Source organism: Gemella morbillorum, assembly GCF_900476045.1.
Lineage (GTDB): Bacteria > Bacillota > Bacilli > Staphylococcales > Gemellaceae > Gemella > Gemella morbillorum.
Genome location: NZ_LS483440.1, coordinates 207227 through 223932, shown reverse-complemented (window position 1 = coordinate 223932; position 16706 = coordinate 207227). Strand labels below are relative to the sequence as shown.

At 31.1% G+C, this 16706-nt stretch carries 14 protein-coding genes; 2 read left to right on the top strand and 12 right to left on the bottom strand.

All coding sequences use genetic code 11. The annotated features are described in order from the left end of the window. Window positions 1-284: 284 nt before the first annotated feature. From DQN46_RS01040 to tyrS, 4 genes are read right to left on the bottom strand one after another with little or no spacing between them, the layout of a single operon-like run. Window positions 285-602, bottom strand: coding sequence for a metal-sulfur cluster assembly factor (locus DQN46_RS01040; RefSeq protein ID WP_004633316.1), 318 nt, complete (start codon window positions 600-602; stop codon window positions 285-287). A 59-nt stretch (window positions 603-661) separates the two neighbouring features. Next, window positions 662-1714, bottom strand: coding sequence for a hypothetical protein (locus DQN46_RS01035; protein ID WP_145961392.1), 1053 nt, complete (start codon window positions 1712-1714; stop codon window positions 662-664). A gap of 25 nt (window positions 1715-1739) precedes the next feature. After that, window positions 1740-2417: a ribose-5-phosphate isomerase RpiA gene (gene rpiA / locus DQN46_RS01030; RefSeq protein WP_111742681.1), complete on the bottom strand. Its 678-nt coding sequence runs from the start codon at window positions 2415-2417 to the stop codon at window positions 1740-1742. Window positions 2418-2457: 40 nt separating this feature from the next. Continuing rightward, complete coding sequence (tyrS, locus tag DQN46_RS01025; RefSeq protein ID WP_111742680.1) at window positions 2458-3711, bottom strand: tyrosine--tRNA ligase; 1254 nt, start codon at window positions 3709-3711, stop codon at window positions 2458-2460. Window positions 3712-3887: 176 nt separating this feature from the next. Between tyrS and DQN46_RS01020 the strand changes: the two genes are divergently transcribed. Continuing rightward, the gene (locus tag DQN46_RS01020; protein WP_111742679.1) at window positions 3888-6167 is read left to right on the top strand and encodes a transglycosylase domain-containing protein; all 2280 of its coding nucleotides are present in this window, start codon (window positions 3888-3890) and stop codon (window positions 6165-6167) included. Window positions 6168-6230: 63 nt separating this feature from the next. Here the strand turns inward: DQN46_RS01020 and DQN46_RS01015 are convergent, their stop codons facing one another. From DQN46_RS01015 to ychF, 3 genes are all read right to left on the bottom strand, one after another. Then, window positions 6231-7517 (bottom strand): DUF6792 domain-containing protein, encoded by a 1287-nt coding sequence (locus DQN46_RS01015; RefSeq protein WP_111742678.1) that lies wholly within the window; start codon window positions 7515-7517, stop codon window positions 6231-6233. Between the two features lie 117 nt (window positions 7518-7634). Next, on the bottom strand, window positions 7635-10127 hold the full coding sequence (locus tag DQN46_RS01010; protein ID WP_111742677.1) for an SEC10/PgrA surface exclusion domain-containing protein: 2493 nt from the start codon (window positions 10125-10127) through the stop codon (window positions 7635-7637). Between the two features lie 381 nt (window positions 10128-10508). Next, complete coding sequence (gene ychF / locus DQN46_RS01005) at window positions 10509-11609, bottom strand: redox-regulated ATPase YchF (protein ID WP_111742676.1); 1101 nt, start codon at window positions 11607-11609, stop codon at window positions 10509-10511. Between the two features lie 303 nt (window positions 11610-11912). On the opposite strand from ychF, the gene DQN46_RS01000 reads away from it, so the two are divergent. After that, window positions 11913-12761: a VOC family protein gene (locus DQN46_RS01000; RefSeq protein WP_004633338.1), complete on the top strand. Its 849-nt coding sequence runs from the start codon at window positions 11913-11915 to the stop codon at window positions 12759-12761. Between the two features lie 233 nt (window positions 12762-12994). Here DQN46_RS01000 and DQN46_RS00995 read toward each other — a convergent pair whose 3' ends face one another. From DQN46_RS00995 to DQN46_RS00975, 5 genes are read right to left on the bottom strand one after another with little or no spacing between them, the layout of a single operon-like run. Beyond that, window positions 12995-13183, bottom strand: coding sequence for a DUF951 domain-containing protein (locus DQN46_RS00995; RefSeq protein WP_004633341.1), 189 nt, complete (start codon window positions 13181-13183; stop codon window positions 12995-12997). Window positions 13184-13195: 12 nt separating this feature from the next. Beyond that, window positions 13196-14062, bottom strand: a complete 867-nt coding sequence (locus tag DQN46_RS00990; RefSeq protein ID WP_004633343.1) for a mechanosensitive ion channel family protein — start codon at window positions 14060-14062, stop codon at window positions 13196-13198. Window positions 14063-14065: 3 nt separating this feature from the next. Beyond that, the gene (locus DQN46_RS00985) at window positions 14066-14923 is read right to left on the bottom strand and encodes a ParB/RepB/Spo0J family partition protein (protein WP_004633345.1); all 858 of its coding nucleotides are present in this window, start codon (window positions 14921-14923) and stop codon (window positions 14066-14068) included. Further along, entirely contained in the window at window positions 14916-15674 is a 759-nt protein-coding gene (locus tag DQN46_RS00980) for a ParA family protein (RefSeq protein ID WP_004633347.1), read from the bottom strand. The genes DQN46_RS00985 and DQN46_RS00980 overlap by 8 nt, the downstream gene beginning before the upstream one ends. After that, on the bottom strand, window positions 15652-16536 hold the full coding sequence (locus tag DQN46_RS00975; RefSeq protein ID WP_004633349.1) for a ParB/RepB/Spo0J family partition protein: 885 nt from the start codon (window positions 16534-16536) through the stop codon (window positions 15652-15654). Before DQN46_RS00975 ends, DQN46_RS00980 begins: the two co-directional genes overlap by 23 nt. Window positions 16537-16706 lie beyond the last annotated feature (170 nt).

The window sequence follows — 16706 nt, the reverse complement described above, 5'->3', positions numbered from 1 at the left end:
TTAGAGAAAAAAACTAAATCTCTGTTGACAAAGACAAAATTTACTGTTATTCTATAAGTGTATATACTAGGGCTCTTTATGTTCAGTTTGTCTTTGGGGTAATTATGAGAAGAATTTTTGGTAGAAGATTTTAGGGATATTTAATCTTCCTCTGGAAATACACTATTGAAGTAACTAAGCTGATATAATTTGCAAATACACCTACTAAAAATTTTAGTAGGTGTTCCTGTTGGATTAAACAAAAAGTCAGATGATTTTTTAACTACTCATCTGACTTTTTTATTTTATTCGTAATCAATTACTCCTAGGGCTATTTTAGCATAACGTGACATTCTATCTTTTGTCCACGCTGGCTCCCAAACTATATTGACATCAACTTTTTCTATCTCATCAACACCTAGCATAGCAGTTTCTACTTGTTCGATTATAACCGGTGCTAAAGGACATCCCATTGATGTTAATGTCATATCTACAATAGCATGCTTATTATCGTCACTCATCTTAACATCATAGACTAATCCTAAATTCATAATATCAATCCCTAATTCTGGATCAATTACATTTTCTAAAGCCTCTATAACTCTATCTTTTAAAGTTTCCATTTTTTCCTCCTGTTTCAAAAACCTTTATACTTATCTCAGCTACTCTTTTTATTTTATTCCTAAAATCTGTAGCCAACTCCTTTTTTATACTCTTCTTTAATATAGTTACCCAGTTGAACTATATGTTGTTCTGTTTCTTTTCTAATCATACCTATCTTTATGTCAAGGTTAGATGTGTCATCTAATCTTAGTATATCTAACATATATCCTTGTAAACGTCCTTTGGAGTCTGTAACTTTTCTAAACTCTAGTCTCTTAATATCACGTAGAGGTTCAAAATTAAACACGCCTTTATAAACAATTATTGAATCTTTATAGATTAAAACTTTAAGACCTTCATCTAGGTACTGCGCTTCACGCAAAAGAATATCCAAGTCTCTTTCTGTTTCAGGGAATTCAATAAATAGCTCTTCGTATTCACTACGAGCATGACGAATTCTTCTTCTTATTGAAAATATTACACCTATAGTTATAGCAGATAAAACAAACGGTACTCCTATAGTCATAACATAATATCCCCATCCTATTGGTTTCAAGTACATATCAGAATAAAACGGTTTTTCTTTCAACTTACTTGTATAAGCATCTTTATTGTCTTTAATCCCAACTTCGGCAATAATCTGTTTTACACGTTCTCTTATTAAACTACTCTTTTGAACTGATTCTACAAATTTGCGTCTTAGCTCAGGTGTGATATTTACTTTTCTACTACTGCGTCTTCCTTTCGTAACTTCCGGAATAGCATCAATACGTTTATAGATGTTTTCGTTTGATAAATTAGTTAGCTTTCCATCTTTTAACTTTCGACCATCAAGGAATTTTTCTAATTCTTTTTCTGTAGCTTTTAGCATTATAAAGCCTCGCTCATAGTCGACTAAATAAAATTTTTCACCTTCTTTGAGCTTTTCATCAACTATATTTTGTTCTTCTATAGCTACAACTTTTATAATTGAGTAACCAGAATCTCCAGAAAAGTCGTCTCCTTCTTTATATAATGTTTCCAAACTCCTAAAACTATTTATCGAAGCAACGATAAACACAAAACTTACTACAAACAATATTATAGCTATTATAATCGAAACTTTCGATCCTCGTATATAACTTTTTCTCATTTTCTATCCAACTTTTATCTTTAAATTATTTTTTATTTGAATTTTCTATTACTATCGCTCCATTTGGAGTTCCTGAAATACATAAATCGCACATATTTAAGAATAATCCATGTTCAACTACACCAACAATATCAGCCAACTTGTTCTTCACTTCATCTATATCGAAACCATAACCTAGATGTAAGTCTACAATATAATTATGGTTATCAGTTACTAAAGTTTTCCCATCTTTTAGGCGCAATACTGGATTTAGTCCTAATTTTTCCATTTTTCTAATAGTATGGCTATATCCAAATGGTAAAATTTCTACAGGTAGATTAAAGTTCCCCAATTTTTCTACATCTTTACTTTCATCAAAAATCCAGATTATTTTTTCGGCAATATCCGCAACTATTTTCTCTCTAAATAGTGCTGCTCCACCGCCTTTTATCGCGTTGAAGTTTTTATCAATCTCATCTACACCGTCGACAGCAAGATCGATATGATCTATTTCTTCTAGTTCCTTAATAACAAGACCTAAGCTTTTTGCTAGTTCCACTGTTTGAATCGATGTTGATACCATCTCTATATTCAAACCTTCTTTTACTTTTTCAGCTAGCGCATGAACAAAGTAAAACACAGTAGAACCTGTCCCAAGACCTACTATCATACCATCTTTAACATAGTTAACTGCCTCTTTACCAACAACTTCTTTTAAATTCATTTTTCGTTCCCCTTTTAATGATTTGTATATTTATTTAATATTATTTATACTCTACCAACTTGTAATTTTTCTTACCACGTCTCACAACTGTAAAACTATCTTCAAGATGCGAACTACTATCTACAGTGAAAGCTAAATCAGTAACTTTGTCCCCATTTATAGAAATTGCTCCGTTATTTACGTCTTCACGCGCTTGGCGTTTAGAAGTAACTACACCACTTTCAACTAGGAAATCTACTATATTGATATCCTCTTTTGGTAATTGAGCTTTTGGCATACCTTTTACAGCTACTTTTAATTCATCAAGAGTTAGTTCTTTAATATTTCCTGAGAATAATGCTTTAGTGATATTTAAGGCACTCTCTAAAGCCGCTTCACCATGTACAATTTTTACTAACTCTTCTGCTAGAGCTTTTTGAGCAAGACGTAAGTGTGGCTCTTTTGCCAAGCTTTCTTCCAATTTTTCAATTTCTTCTTTTTCTAAGAATGTGAATTTTTTAATTGCTGAGATTGTGTCATTATCAGCAGTATTGAACCAGAATTGGTAAAACTCATAAGGCGTTGTTTTTTCTGGATCTAACCATACCGCTCCACCTGTTGATTTCCCAAATTTTGTTCCATCTGATTTTAGCATTAGCGGAATAGTAAATCCATACGCTTCTACATCACCGCGGAGTTTACGCATAATTTCTAGCCCTGTAGTAATGTTCCCCCATTGATCCGATCCACCAAGTTGCATTTTTACCCCATGATGTTCATTAAGATAAGCATAGTCAATACCTTGTAATAAGGTATAACTAAATTCTGTAAATGACAATCCATTTTCTAAACGACTTGATACAGAGTCTTTTGCCAACATATAATTAACATTGATTAGTTTTCCATAATCTCGTAAAAACTCAATCATAGACATTTTTCCTAACCAATCACCATTATTTACAAACTCGATATTTTCATCTCCTCTAAAAATATTACGCAGTTGATTTTCTAATTTTTTAGCATTTTCTGCAATAGTTTCTAAACTTTGTAATTGGCGTTCTTCACTACGTCCTGAAGGGTCTCCAATAATTCCAGTTCCCCCTCCAACTAAAACTACTGGCTTATGTCCATATTTCGCAAATCTTTTTAATGTTAAAAATGGTAATAAATGCCCAACATGTAGAGAATCTCCAGTAGGGTCTGTTCCACAATAAATAGATACACTTTCCGTTTCTAATAATTTTTTTATTCCTTCTTCATCAGTTTGTTGATATACTAAATCTCTATATTTTAGTTCTTCTAACAAGTTACTCATGCTAACCTCCTTGTTTTCTTTCATGCGTATGTTTCCATTATATCACAATTTAGCTATTTCTTTGATAGTTTTTCATTATTTTTTGACTATAAAACTTTATCATTATTATGATTTAATTTAGAGTTTTCTCAAAAATATGATATAATGTAGTAAAATATGTAACCAAGGGGATTTCTATGGAAAAAAAGAAGATTAGAACTTCATTTCTTAGGATTTTTTTATTAATACTTGCTATTTTCATTAGCTTTGGAGCTGGGATAGCTCTTGGTTTTGTCGGTGGATTAGTCAAAGATCAGCCCGTTTTAGATCAAAAAGAAATGAAAGAACAGATCAATAACATTAGTAAAAATAGTGAAGTTTATTTCGGTACTGGTGAAAAATTAGGTACCCTTAACTCTGAGCTTATTAGAAAAACTGTAAATTATGAAGACTTAGGTGAAAATGTTAAAAATGCGACTATTGCTAGTGAGGACTCTGATTTTTACTCTAACAATGGTGTAGAAATATTCGGATTAATCCGCGCTGTTTATAGCGAAGTTACCGGAGCTCATACTAGTGGTGGTAGTACGATAACTCAGCAGCTCGTTAAGAACCAATTATTAGATAATTCTCGTTCTTATGAAAGAAAAGCAAAGGAAATTTTATTAGCCCTAAGGGTTGATAATCACTTTTCTAAAAAAGAGATTCTTGAAAACTATTTAAATGTTGCTTCTTTTGGGAAGAATAGTTTAGGGCAAAATATTAGTGGAATAGAAACTGCTGCACAAGGCGTTTTCGGTATCCGTGCCAAAGATTTAAACATCGCTCAAGCAGCTTATCTTGTTGGTTTTGTTCAATCACCATATAGATATACTCCTTTTGATAATGCAGGTAATATTAGGCCAGATGAAGAACTACAAGCTGGTATAGAGCGTCAAAAATATGTTTTATCGCGAATGAAAGCAAATAACTTTATCAATTCTTCTCAATACAAAGAGGCTCTTGACTTTGACATTAAAGGATCTTTTACTAAACAAAAAGTTGAAGAATATACTGAATACCCTTATATTCGTGACGAAGTAACAGCATCTGTTGCAGAAATCTTAGCTGAACAAACAGCAGTTAAAAATAATAGACTCCAACAATTTAGAAATAACGCTACTTATCGAGCAGAATTAATCGAAAAAAGTAAAACAAAATTTATTACAGGTGGTTATAAAGTAAAAACAACTTTAGATAAGAAGCTTTATGATAAGCTTCAAGAAACAAAAAAACAATTTGAAAGTTATCCAGCATCTTACCAAAACGGATCAACTTATCCATTAGAAATTGGAGCTTCAGTTATAGAAAATGATACTGGTAAAGTCTTAGCTTTTATCGGTGGAATAAATTATAAAAAACAACAGCTAAATCATGCTACTCGTACTAAACGTTCTCCAGGTTCTTCAATCAAACCACTATTGGTTTATGGACCTGCTATTGATAAAGGATATATTACTCCAAATTCAACTATCCTAGATAAACGATTTAATTATTACGGTTGGACACCAGAAAACTTTACAAGAACTGAATATGGTTATATTTCTGCAAGAAAAGCACTTGCTCAATCACTTAACTTATCGACAATTAGATTATATTCAGCTTTTGTAAATGAAGATCCTGTAAAAGAGTATCTTGAAAAAATGGAATTCAAAGGTATGACAGAAACAGATCATACATCTCTTGCTGCTTCTATCGGTGGGATGAGTTATGGAGTTTCTGTAATGGAAAATACTAGTGGTTTCTCTACATTTGCTAATATGGGAGAACACAAAAAAGCCTATATCATAGAAGAAATTCGCAACAATGATAATGAAATAATCTATCAAGCTAATCACACACCTATTAGAGTTTATAATGATTCTACAAGTTACTTAATTTTAAATATGCTTAATGATGTAATTAATGCAAGTTACGGAACTTCTGCTGATATAGCTAAACAACTTAACTTCAGCAGTAAAAACTTATTTGTAAAAACAGGAACTTCTGAATATTATAAAGATCTTTGGGTTGTTGGTGGTACAAAAAATATTACCGTCGGTGTTTGGAATGGTTACGATAAACCTGCTACTGTACCAAGTTATGACTATGCTCATAGGTCTTGGGCTGCAATAATGAATGCTATTTATAGCTATGATAGTAAGCTTGTTTCACCAGATGTAGCCTTCACTAGACCAAATTCTGTAATAGATTTCTCTATAAATCCTTACAATAACGCAAAAGGTTCTGTATCCGATATGATTCCTAATGGTTTTGTGGAATTAACTAAGGAAAAAACTCTTGCGAAACTTGGATTTAGCATTGATAAAGATTTAACCTTTGGAGAGCCAAAATCTATTATGGAAAAAAATAACAAAGACAAAGATGATAAAGATAAAGATAAAGATAAGAATGAAGAGTCTCATAGTCATTCATCTCATGACGACTCTGATGACTAATCTGTTCTTTATACATTATAAAACATAAAAAAGAAAGACTTTATAGGTCTTTCTTTTTTACTTCTATCCTTCTAATACATCATACATAGCTGTTAAATCATGTGCATCAGCAACTTCTGCCCAACCTTCAATATCATCTAACTCTTTCGCATGAGTTATCGTATATATTGCTTTGGTTAACGTATAAAATTCTTGCAGTGGTTTTATTAATTTCTTAAAGCTAGTTACCGCCCCACCACCTAAAGCTTCTTCAAACATTGATTGAGCTCTCTTTCCATCTTCATTATTTATAACATCTTCTAAAATAATGCCAGAATGGGCAAGGTATAACATATAATTATAAACCGCCTTAAAAGTACGATACGCTTTTTTTATATTTTCATTTCCTTCTTCTTTATTGGTCCAACGACGCAAGCTTGTTACCTGGTTTTGTATAGGATCTTTTATCTCAGAAATTAAAAATGCAACAAATTCATCAGCAATTTCTTTTTCCTTTTCCTTTACTAAATCTGGAGTAAATCCTTTTTCTAATAACCTATTATAAAAATCTCCAAAAATTCTATCCAATTCGTATGTATCTTCTTCGGTTAAAAAATCTTCTGGGGGAACAAATGTTTTTAATACAGGAGGAAATTCTATAGTTTTTCCTACATTAAATGTCCCTACTGTCATATTTAGCGATTGAACAAAATCATTTTTTCTTAGATAATTATAAATATGATGTGCATCTTTAGCATAATAATTCTCGGTAAATTCTTGAAGTTTATTTGTCTCTTCTAAATCTTTTTCTAAAAAGTATTCTTCTAACTTCTTATTATATCTTTTATCATATTTACGTAGTTGTTTTAATTGTGGTAACGCCGTATTATAAGTATAAACTCGCTGAAAAGTTTTTCTTAATAATTCTACTGTTATAGCCAAATGACCACCTAAAGAATGACCAGCTGCAACTTTATAGCATGTATCAAAATTAGGTATCTTTTTCTTAAGAAATTTCAAAAATGCAAATGCAGAATCAATCTGACTAGTATTCTCTCCTGAAACTATTCCTGTATAATTGTAAAACCAATCACTCATATCATCAAGCTCGGTTCCTCGAAAAATTACCAACAGTTCATTGTACTTCTCCAAATAAATAGCTGTTGCTTGAAAACCATTTTTTGCAAGTTTGGGAGTCGATAGACCACAATTATAGACTACTATATCATCTATTTTCTCACCTGTAACATCTTGAATAATTCTTTTTATTTTATATTCAGCCGTGCTTTGCTTCTTATTTCCTTTTATCAAATACTCATACCAAGCTAACTTCGCTAAAAGTAACGGATTATGGAAAAAACGTAAAAACATATTAATCCCTCTTCTCTACAATTTTTCTCTAGTTCTTTTTATATTATATCACAAAATATATTCAGTAAAACAATAAAAAAGAGCCTAGATTTTTCTAGACTCTGATTATTATTATAACTATTTTGCTTTTCGGCGTTTTAGCACTAATGAAGCAACTAATACCATTAATCCTACAGCTACTGATGATTTACTATTTTCACCTGTTTTCGGTAGAGTAGCTCCTTTTTCAGTCTTAGAAGTTCCTTTTTCTACTACCGATGTTGAATTTGTTGAATTTAATGGTTTTGTTGGTTTATTTAATGATTTAATATCAAACTCTGGTTTTTCCAACACTGGTGCATCCTTTGGTATTTCAAAGTGAAACTCTAGTTTTTCTAATACCGGTGTATCTTTAGTAACCGCATATGTTAATTTTTCTAACTCATGTTGTTTTTTGATTGCTATATATTTATCATATGCAAGTTTTGCTTTTGTATTAGCACCTTTTAATTTTTCTTTTTCTAAATCCAATTCTTCCTTGGCTAACGCAAGTTCTTCCTTAGCTATTTCTAAATCTTTTTCGATTTTATCGTATTTAGCACGTAATTCTAACGCAGAAGTGTGTTCTCTTTCTAAGTTCGCTAATTTATCAGTAAGTGATTGAATATCACTAGTTAAATTAGCAATTTCTGTTTTAGCTTCTTCTACTTTAGCTTCAGCATTACGAACAGCTTGTTCTTTAGCTACTAAATTATCTTCTAGTGCTTTGATTTCGTTAGTTAATGTATTAAATTGACCTTGTAATTGTCTAACTTTTTCATCAGCAATAGCTTTTTTATCTTCTAAAGTTTTAATAGTATCAACAACAGCTTTTAGTTCTTGTTGTGCTTTATCTAATTCTGTATTTACGGCATCTAACTCTGCTTGTGCTTGTGGACTAGATGGTACTACATTATCATAAGATTTTACTTTGTTAACTAAAGCATCATATTTAGCTTGTTCAACTTTAACTTGTTCAGCTTTTGCTTCAGCTTCAGTTTTCGCTTTGTCGTAAGCTTGTTGTAATTCAGCTTGACTAGGTACTTTTAATGGTTCTAAGTTATCTTTAGATGTTTTACCAAATCTTGCTTCTGCTGTAGCTTTATCACGAACAGTTGATAAAGCTACACTAACAACGTGGAATCGTAAATGGTATACTTTATCACCTTCATCGTCAATTAATTCTTTATATGAAAAGTTAACAGCCGTAGTAGGGACGTTTTCTAATAATGATTCTGCATGTCTGTAATGGCCATTAAGATTTCCTTCATAGAAGAAATCGAAAATTGAATTACGAATATCGTGGAAAATTTCACGTTTTGTACGAATGCTACCTTGTTCATTTACCATTTCTGAAGTAGTAGTTAAATTCTCATAAAATTGACCTTCTTGTAATCCGTGTTCTTTAGCTGCTTTCTTAATACTTTCTTTATCATGCCCCATTTCTTGGTAATTTGATGTGCGAGAGTATTTAGCTATATCATCAGCTAATTTTTGAGTATTTTTATTAACTCTACGTGGTTCTAATCCGAACTGTGCACGTACTTGATTTAATAAGTATACGAAGTATTGTGAAAATTCTTCTTTATCTTTTTCAGATAAGTTATTAACATCAACTGTTTCATCACCATTTTTATCATCTTCAAAGAAATAGTTCTCTTTTTTGTATTTTTCTAATACTTCTAATTCAATAGCTTTTAGTTCTTCAAGTGTGATTTCATTTCTTCGATATTTTTTGTAACCTTCCACAAACTCAGGTGCTAATTTAGCTTCTTTTAGAGCGTATTTAAATAATCTACTATTAGATTCTAAGTTAGTTTTAGCTTCTGTTTCTTTTTCTTTAGCAGTTTGCTCATCAGTTTTAGCTTTAGCTAATACTTCTTTTTGTTGATTCATATCCGCAGTAGCTTTAACTTTTTCATCAGAAATAGTTTTGTCTTTTTCTTTTGCAACTTTTAACGCGTCTGTTTTTTCTTCTTGTGCTTTTGTTAAATCTTTAACTTTTTGCTCAAGTTCTACTTTTTCAGCTTTTTTATCTTCTAATTCTTTAAGACTAGGAGCTAACTCTTTGATTTTACCTCTTAATTCATCTGCTTTAGCTTTTTTGTCTTGAATACTAGTCTTCGCAGTTTCTAAACCTTGTTTCTCGGTATTTAAATCTGCTTGTTTAGCTTTTAAATCTTCTTGTTTGTTTACTAGTTCTTTTTCTTTAGCTGCTTTTTCTGTAGTTGTTTTTGTAGTTTCAGATTCTAACTCTTTGATTTTTTCAGGTGTTACAGACTCTGACGCTTTTTTAGTTGATTCTACTTTTGAAACTTTTTCTTCTGCCGATTTAACTTTGTCTGTTTTCTCTGCAACAGTTTCAGTTAAAGCATCTGTTCTTTCTTTCGCCGTATCTGATTGTACTTTCGCCACTTCAACATCTTTTTCAGTAGTTTTCCCTTCTTTAGTTTTTATAATTAATTCACTATCAGGGGTTGTAGATGTTGATTCTGTCGTTTCATTTGCTTTTGCTTCTGGAACATTTACTAATAATACACTCCCAGCTAAAACTGTACCAATTGTAATTGTTTGTTTAAGTTTTTTTCTCATATATTTTTCTCCATTTCTTAACTATATCTATCGCCCACTTTATTTTTATAATTTTTTCATATTTAACTGTACTTTATAGTATTTTTATAATTAAATTGCTAGCTATTTTACTCTTTTTTTACTCTTCTACAAACACTATTCACGCAATACATACCTTGTAAGTTTAAATTACAGTTTATTATCGAGGCATACAACAACTCAATTCTATCATTTTTCTTTAAAAAAATCAATATTTTTATTATAAACATATATGTATTCTGAAAAATATCCATCTTAATATTTCAAAAATATTGTTTTTAATCCAACTATTCTCCCTATCATTATAAAAATAATCTTAAAGTTTTTTAAAACTTTAAGATTATTCCTATTTTTTTGTTTTTCCTATACATTAAATCTAAATAGCATTATATCGCCATCTTTAACTTCGTATTCTTTTCCTTCAAGACGAACACGTCCAGCTTCTTTTGCTTTTACCATGCTTCCATATTCTAATAAATCATCGTAACTTACAGTTTCTGCACGAATAAATCCACGTTCAAAATCAGAGTGAATAATTCCAGCACATTCTGGCGCTAACATTCCTTTTTTGAAAGTCCAAGCACGTACTTCTTGAACACCAGCAGTAAAGTATGTCGCAAGACCTAATAAACTATAACTTGCTTTAATAAGTTTATCAAGACCACTTTCATCAATTCCTAATTCTTCTAAGAACATTGCTTTTTCTTCGTCTTCAAGAGACGCCATCTCTTCTTCAATTTTCGCACAAACTACGATTACTTGACTTCCTTCGTTTGCTGCAAATTCGCGAACACTTGCTACGTGTTTATTAGCGTCAACGTCTAGCAAATCATCTTCACTAACGTTTGCTACATAAAGCATCGGCTTCATAGTTAATAGGTGTAGATTTTTAGCGATTTTTTGCTCTTCTTTATCTAATTCTAAAAGACGCGCTGGTTTTTCTTCTTTAAGAATATCACGCACTTTTGATAATACTCCAAACTCAGCCATAGCATCTTTGTCTTTTTGTTTGGCTTGCTTTTCGACACGTCCTATGCGTTTTTCTACACTTTCAAGGTCAGCTAAAATCAACTCTAAGTTAATTACTTCAATATCATATAATGGATCTACGCCACCTGCAACGTGTGTAATATTTTCATCTTCAAAACATCTAACAACTTGGCAAATTGCATCTACTTCACGGATATGACTTAAAAATTTATTTCCTAGTCCTTCACCTTTTGATGCACCTTTTACAATACCAGCGATATCAGTAAATTCGAATGATGTCGGTACTGTTTTTTTCGGTTCTACTAATTCTGTTAATTTATTTAATCTATGATCAGGTACTTCTACAATCCCAACATTTGGATCAATTGTTGCGAATGGATAGTTTGCTGCTAATGCTCCTGCTTTCGTTATTGCATTGAAAAGTGTACTTTTCCCTACGTTTGGTAATCCTACTATTCCGGCTGTTAATGCCATAGTATTAATCACTCCTTTTCTCTTTATTATTTATATATACGAAAAACAAATCTTCTTTATTTTTCTTGAAAATTTAGGCCTTCGCCTACTCAACTATCATATTATAACATAAAAACTATAACTTAGCATTTAATATTATATTATTTGAATTATTTTTTGCAAATTATAATTAATTTTATCCATTAGTATCTAAAATGATACTAACTATTCTAAAATTGCGTACTTTACAAAATATAGTTTAGTGGGTAAACTATATTGTAAGATATAAATATATCTAATAAATTGTTAGGACGGTGCTTAATAATGAAAAACTACAACTCAAATATTAAACTTGGTATCGCAAGCCTTAATGTTCAAGATTTGGAAAAACAAACTAATTTTTATAGACATACAATGGGAATGACGGTGTTGGAAGAAGATAAGGACTTCGTTCTTTTAGGTACTTCAAATAAAACTCCGCTTCTTAAACTGCAAAAAACTGCTCATAAATTTGTGAATTCTTACGGATTATACCATATTGCATACCTAGTTCCAACTGAACAAGATTTAGCAGATATTCTTAAACATTTTGTAACGTCAAAAACTAGGCTGGAAGGTGGGGCTGACCACGGCTATTCTAATGCTATTTATCTAAGTGACGCTGAAGGAAATGGTATTGAAGTATACTATGATAAAGACGAAAGTTTTTGGGATAGACGCCCTGATGGAACTATCGTCGGCATTACCGAGAGATTAGATGCAGACCATTTACTTGATATCTCTAAAACTATCTCCCCATATGAATTACCCGCTGACACTATTATCGGACATATTCACCTAAGTGTTCGTGATTCTAAAGTATCATCTGCATTTTATCAAAATGTTTTAAACTTTTTAGATAAATTTACCGTACCATCTGCAAGTTGGATTGCTCATGGAGATTATCATCATCATCTTGCTGTAAATAATTGGGCAGGTAATAACTTGAATGATAGGCAAAAAGATTTTCCTGGATTAGCTTATTTCGAAATTATCGTAGCAGATAAAGATGAATATCTAAAGCTTATTCAAAATATTAAAGCAACTAATACTACTATAAGAAAAGAAACTGAGGATGCTATATTTATAAAAGATCCTAATGGAATTGAAGTAAGATTAATAAAAAGCATTTAATTAAAGTGTCTAAAAAAGGAGAACGGCTCGCCAATTGGCGAGCCATATATTATGAAAAAAAATATTATTAAGTTTTGGTATAACTATATTATAGTATTGCTACTTTACATATACTTTAATCTATAATTAAAGTTTACTTAAAAGTTATTTTTAATGAAGACACGGGAATAATTACTCTAAATTAAAAAATAAACAACCTAGCTTTATTAGCTAAGTTGTTCATTGCTAAAAATCTATTCCGATTTTTTCTCAATTATTTTTTTTATTTTTTTATTAAAATCTCGTCTTGGCATCATAATATTATTATCACACTTTAGACATTTTATTTTAATATCTGCTCCCATGCGTGTGATTTCCCATCTATTTGTACCGCATGGATGTTGCTTTTTCATCTCTACTATATCACCTAAGCCATAATCCATACTTCTTTCCTCCTATTTCTCATCTTTTCCTTTAAGCCTATCTTTGAAAACATTATAAAAATCTCGACGTAACATAGTTTCTATGCTTGAATTTTTTCCTGCTTTTGCCTTACCGACAATTGTTATATAAGCTATATTATCTTCTATCTTGTCAATTGCATCTAACCTTAACTTATCATGTTTGTATAAATAAGATTTATAAGCGTCATTGTTATTAGCAAAATCAAGGATACTTTGGACTTCATTTTCTAAATCCTCTATTGTTGTTTCTATATTAATTGGAAACTCACAGATTGCTAGATTATAAGTCAATGAGTAATTAATAACTTGATTAATTGTACCATTAGGAATAAAATAAATCTCTCCACCTTTAGAGCGAATTTTTGTTGAACGTAATCCAAGAGAAAGGACACTTCCTTCCGCAATAAATGCCGCTTGATTATAAATTTTTACATTATCTCCGACATCAAACTGTCCTTCAAGAATTATAAAAAATCCAGAAATAATATCTTTTACTAAATTTTGCGCACCAAAACCAATAGCAACAGAAGCTATCCCTGCACTGGCAACAATGCTAGTTGTGTTTATTCCCACAATTGCTAAAATTTGGAAGAAAGCAATAAAGTAGACCGTGTATCTAACCGCACTTTTTACAAGTTTAAGCAGAGTCTCTGATCTTTTTTCATTAAACTTAATGTTGAATTTTTTGTTGGCATTGTCCCTTGTTGTCATTATATAATCTATAATTTTGTTTAGGATTTTTACGCCTATAGTTGCCACTATAATTATCGCAATTATTAATAGTGTTTTTTCTAAGAGTTTAATCCAAAGATCAACATTATTGAATATTTTTAAAATTTTTTCATTAATAAAATTCATACGCTAGTCCTTAAATAATGCTACAATTCTTTCGAATTCATCATTATCTTTAAATTCTATTTCTATTTTACCCTTTTTATTACGATTTTGTTTAATCGTAACAACTGTTCCAAGACGTTTTTTTAAGATATTTTCTTGTTCTTCTATAAAAATATCTTTCGCTTTTACTTTTTTAGTCGTTTTAGGTTTAGTCAGATTATTAATATACTCTTCTAGTTCACGAACAGACATCTGACGTTCTTTAACGCGATTACACACTTCAATCATAGCCTTTTTAGTTTTAAGCGCTAATAATGTTCTTGCATGCGCAGCGCTAATTATGCCTTTTTCTAGTTCTGCTTTTATTTCTGCTGGCAATTTCAAAAGGCGTAGGCTATTAGCTATATATGGACGGCTTTTCCCAAGTTTTTTAGCAAGCTCTTCTTGAGTAAGGTCCATCTTGTCCATTAGATTTTTATAACTTTCTGCTTCTTCTAACGACGATAAATCTTCACGTTGTAAATTTTCTAGAACGGCGAAAATCATCATCTCTTCGTCGCTCATCTCTTTTATAATAGCTGGTATAGTTTTTTTACCTAAAAGCTCAAAAGCACGGAAGCGTCGTTCTCCAGCAATAATATAATATCCTTTTACTGCGTTTTTAACAACTATCGGCTGTAATAATCCATTCTTTTCGATAGAATCTTTTAATTCATTCAATTTTTCTTCGTTGAAAACTGTACGTGGTTGATATGGATTTTTTTTGATTTCTTCCAGAGGAATATCCACTACTTTATCACTATCTTCTACTAACTCTATATGTTCAGTAGCAAAAATAGCATCTAGTCCACGTCCCAATCCTTTCCCTGACTTTTTAACCACGTTCAATCACCTCTTTAGCTAATGATAAATATTGTTTTGCTCCATTAGAATTTTTCGCGTATTCTATAATTGGTTCCCCAAAACTCGGCGCTTCACTTAGACGAACTGTTCTAGAGATAACTGTTTCAAATGCTTTTCCTTTGAAATGCTCACGCACTTGCTCGCCTACTTGATTAGAAATATTTGTACGGCTATCTGTCATTGTAAGCAATACTCCAAATATATCCAATCTAGAATTAAGATGTTTACGTACTATATTAAATGTATTCATCAGTTGGCTAAGACCTTCAAGAGCATAATACTCTGTTTGAACAGGGATAATAACCCCATCAGCAGCCGTAAGTGAATTTAAAGTGATTAATCCCAATGATGGTGGACAATCTATTATTATGTAGTCATATTTTTCTTTTATATCTGCTATTGCATTTTTCATGCGTTGTTCACGGCTAATCGCAGATACTAATTCTACCTCCGCACCTGCTAAAGCAATACTAGATGGAACAATATCTAAATTCTCATAAGCAGTTTTTATAATAACGTTATTAATATCAACCTCATCTACTAAAATATTATAGATAGATTGTTCTAAACCTGCTTTGTCAATTCCAACACCGCTAGTAGCATTGGCTTGTGGATCAGTATCTATAAGCAACACTTTCTTTTTGAGATGTGCCAAAGATGCTGCTAAGTTTATTGAAGTCGTAGTTTTTCCAACCCCACCTTTTTGGTTACATATCGCTAAAATTTTCATCGTTCTCCTCTTTCTTCAAATAACGAGGAATAGTTACTTTTATAACTATATTTTCCATATTTTCTTCTTCCTCTTTATTTAAATCTATTCCATATTTTTCTTCTAATTTTGCTATTTCTTTTGTTAATTTAATTACTAATTTCTGTGCATCGTAATTAGCATTTGTAGATACAGGTTTAACATCTTTTTTGATTTTTAAATATGTATCTATTTTTTCTTCTGTTTGCGAGACGTTTAAATTTTGTGATAAAATTTGTGATAAAATCTTTTCTTGAGCAGATTCATCTAATTTTACCATTGCTCGTCCGTGACGCTCTGTTATCTTTTTCGAATTAATTGCTTCTATTACTTTTTTACTTAATTTTAATAAACGCAGTTTATTAGCAACTGTCGCCTGGGTTTTACCTAATGATTTAGCAAGTTCATCTTGTGTTAATTTATTTATACGTAATAACTCTTGATAAGCATGTGCTTCTTCAATCGGTGTAAGCTCTTCTCGTTGAATATTTTCAATAAGCGCTAGTGTCGCCATTTGTTCTTCAGTTAATTCTTTTACTATAGCTTTAGTAGTTGCATGCTGTAAGTATTTTATAGCGCGAAGGCGACGTTCGCCAGCTATTAACTCATAAAATCCATTCCCTATATCCCTAACCGTAATGGATTGTAATAAGCCGTTTTGTTTAATAGATTCTGCAAGTTCTTTTATTTTTTCTTCTGTAAATTCGTGTCGTGGTTGATATTTATTTGGTACTATTTTATCTACTAATATTTCTCGTAAGACATCATCATCTGAAATACCAACTTTTTCAGCTCTATGTGTCAAATCATATAATTTACTAAATGGTTTTACACTTTCTATCATATTTTACCTCCTATTAGTAAACATTACACTAATACAATAACATATATATGTTTGTTTGTCAAAAATATTTCCCAATAAATTTTATCTACTAAGGCTTAATTACATTGCATTCTTAGGATTATTTCCCTAATTTACTAAATTTTAAGGTAATAAAAATAGTCAAGGAGAGG

What these genes read in the sequence shown, in the direction of transcription:
- DQN46_RS01040 (WP_004633316.1), bottom strand. Translation starts at nt 602, where the DNA reads ATGGAAACTTTAAAAGATAGAGTTATAGAGGCTTTAGAAAATGTAATT.
- DQN46_RS01035 (WP_145961392.1), bottom strand. Translation starts at nt 1,714, where the DNA reads ATGAGAAAAAGTTATATACGAGGATCGAAAGTTTCGATTATAATAGCT.
- rpiA (WP_111742681.1), bottom strand. Translation starts at nt 2,417, where the DNA reads ATGAATTTAAAAGAAGTTGTTGGTAAAGAGGCAGTTAACTATGTTAAA.
- tyrS (WP_111742680.1), bottom strand. Translation starts at nt 3,711, where the DNA reads ATGAGTAACTTGTTAGAAGAACTAAAATATAGAGATTTAGTATATCAA.
- DQN46_RS01020 (WP_111742679.1), top strand. Translation starts at nt 3,888, where the DNA reads ATGGAAAAAAAGAAGATTAGAACTTCATTTCTTAGGATTTTTTTATTA.
- DQN46_RS01015 (WP_111742678.1), bottom strand. Translation starts at nt 7,517, where the DNA reads ATGTTTTTACGTTTTTTCCATAATCCGTTACTTTTAGCGAAGTTAGCT.
- DQN46_RS01010 (WP_111742677.1), bottom strand. Translation starts at nt 10,127, where the DNA reads ATGAGAAAAAAACTTAAACAAACAATTACAATTGGTACAGTTTTAGCT.
- ychF (WP_111742676.1), bottom strand. Translation starts at nt 11,609, where the DNA reads ATGGCATTAACAGCCGGAATAGTAGGATTACCAAACGTAGGGAAAAGT.
- DQN46_RS01000 (WP_004633338.1), top strand. Translation starts at nt 11,913, where the DNA reads ATGAAAAACTACAACTCAAATATTAAACTTGGTATCGCAAGCCTTAAT.
- DQN46_RS00995 (WP_004633341.1), bottom strand. Translation starts at nt 13,183, where the DNA reads ATGGATTATGGCTTAGGTGATATAGTAGAGATGAAAAAGCAACATCCA.
- DQN46_RS00990 (WP_004633343.1), bottom strand. Translation starts at nt 14,062, where the DNA reads ATGAATTTTATTAATGAAAAAATTTTAAAAATATTCAATAATGTTGAT.
- DQN46_RS00980 (WP_004633347.1), bottom strand. Translation starts at nt 15,674, where the DNA reads ATGAAAATTTTAGCGATATGTAACCAAAAAGGTGGGGTTGGAAAAACT.
- DQN46_RS00975 (WP_004633349.1), bottom strand. Translation starts at nt 16,536, where the DNA reads ATGATAGAAAGTGTAAAACCATTTAGTAAATTATATGATTTGACACAT.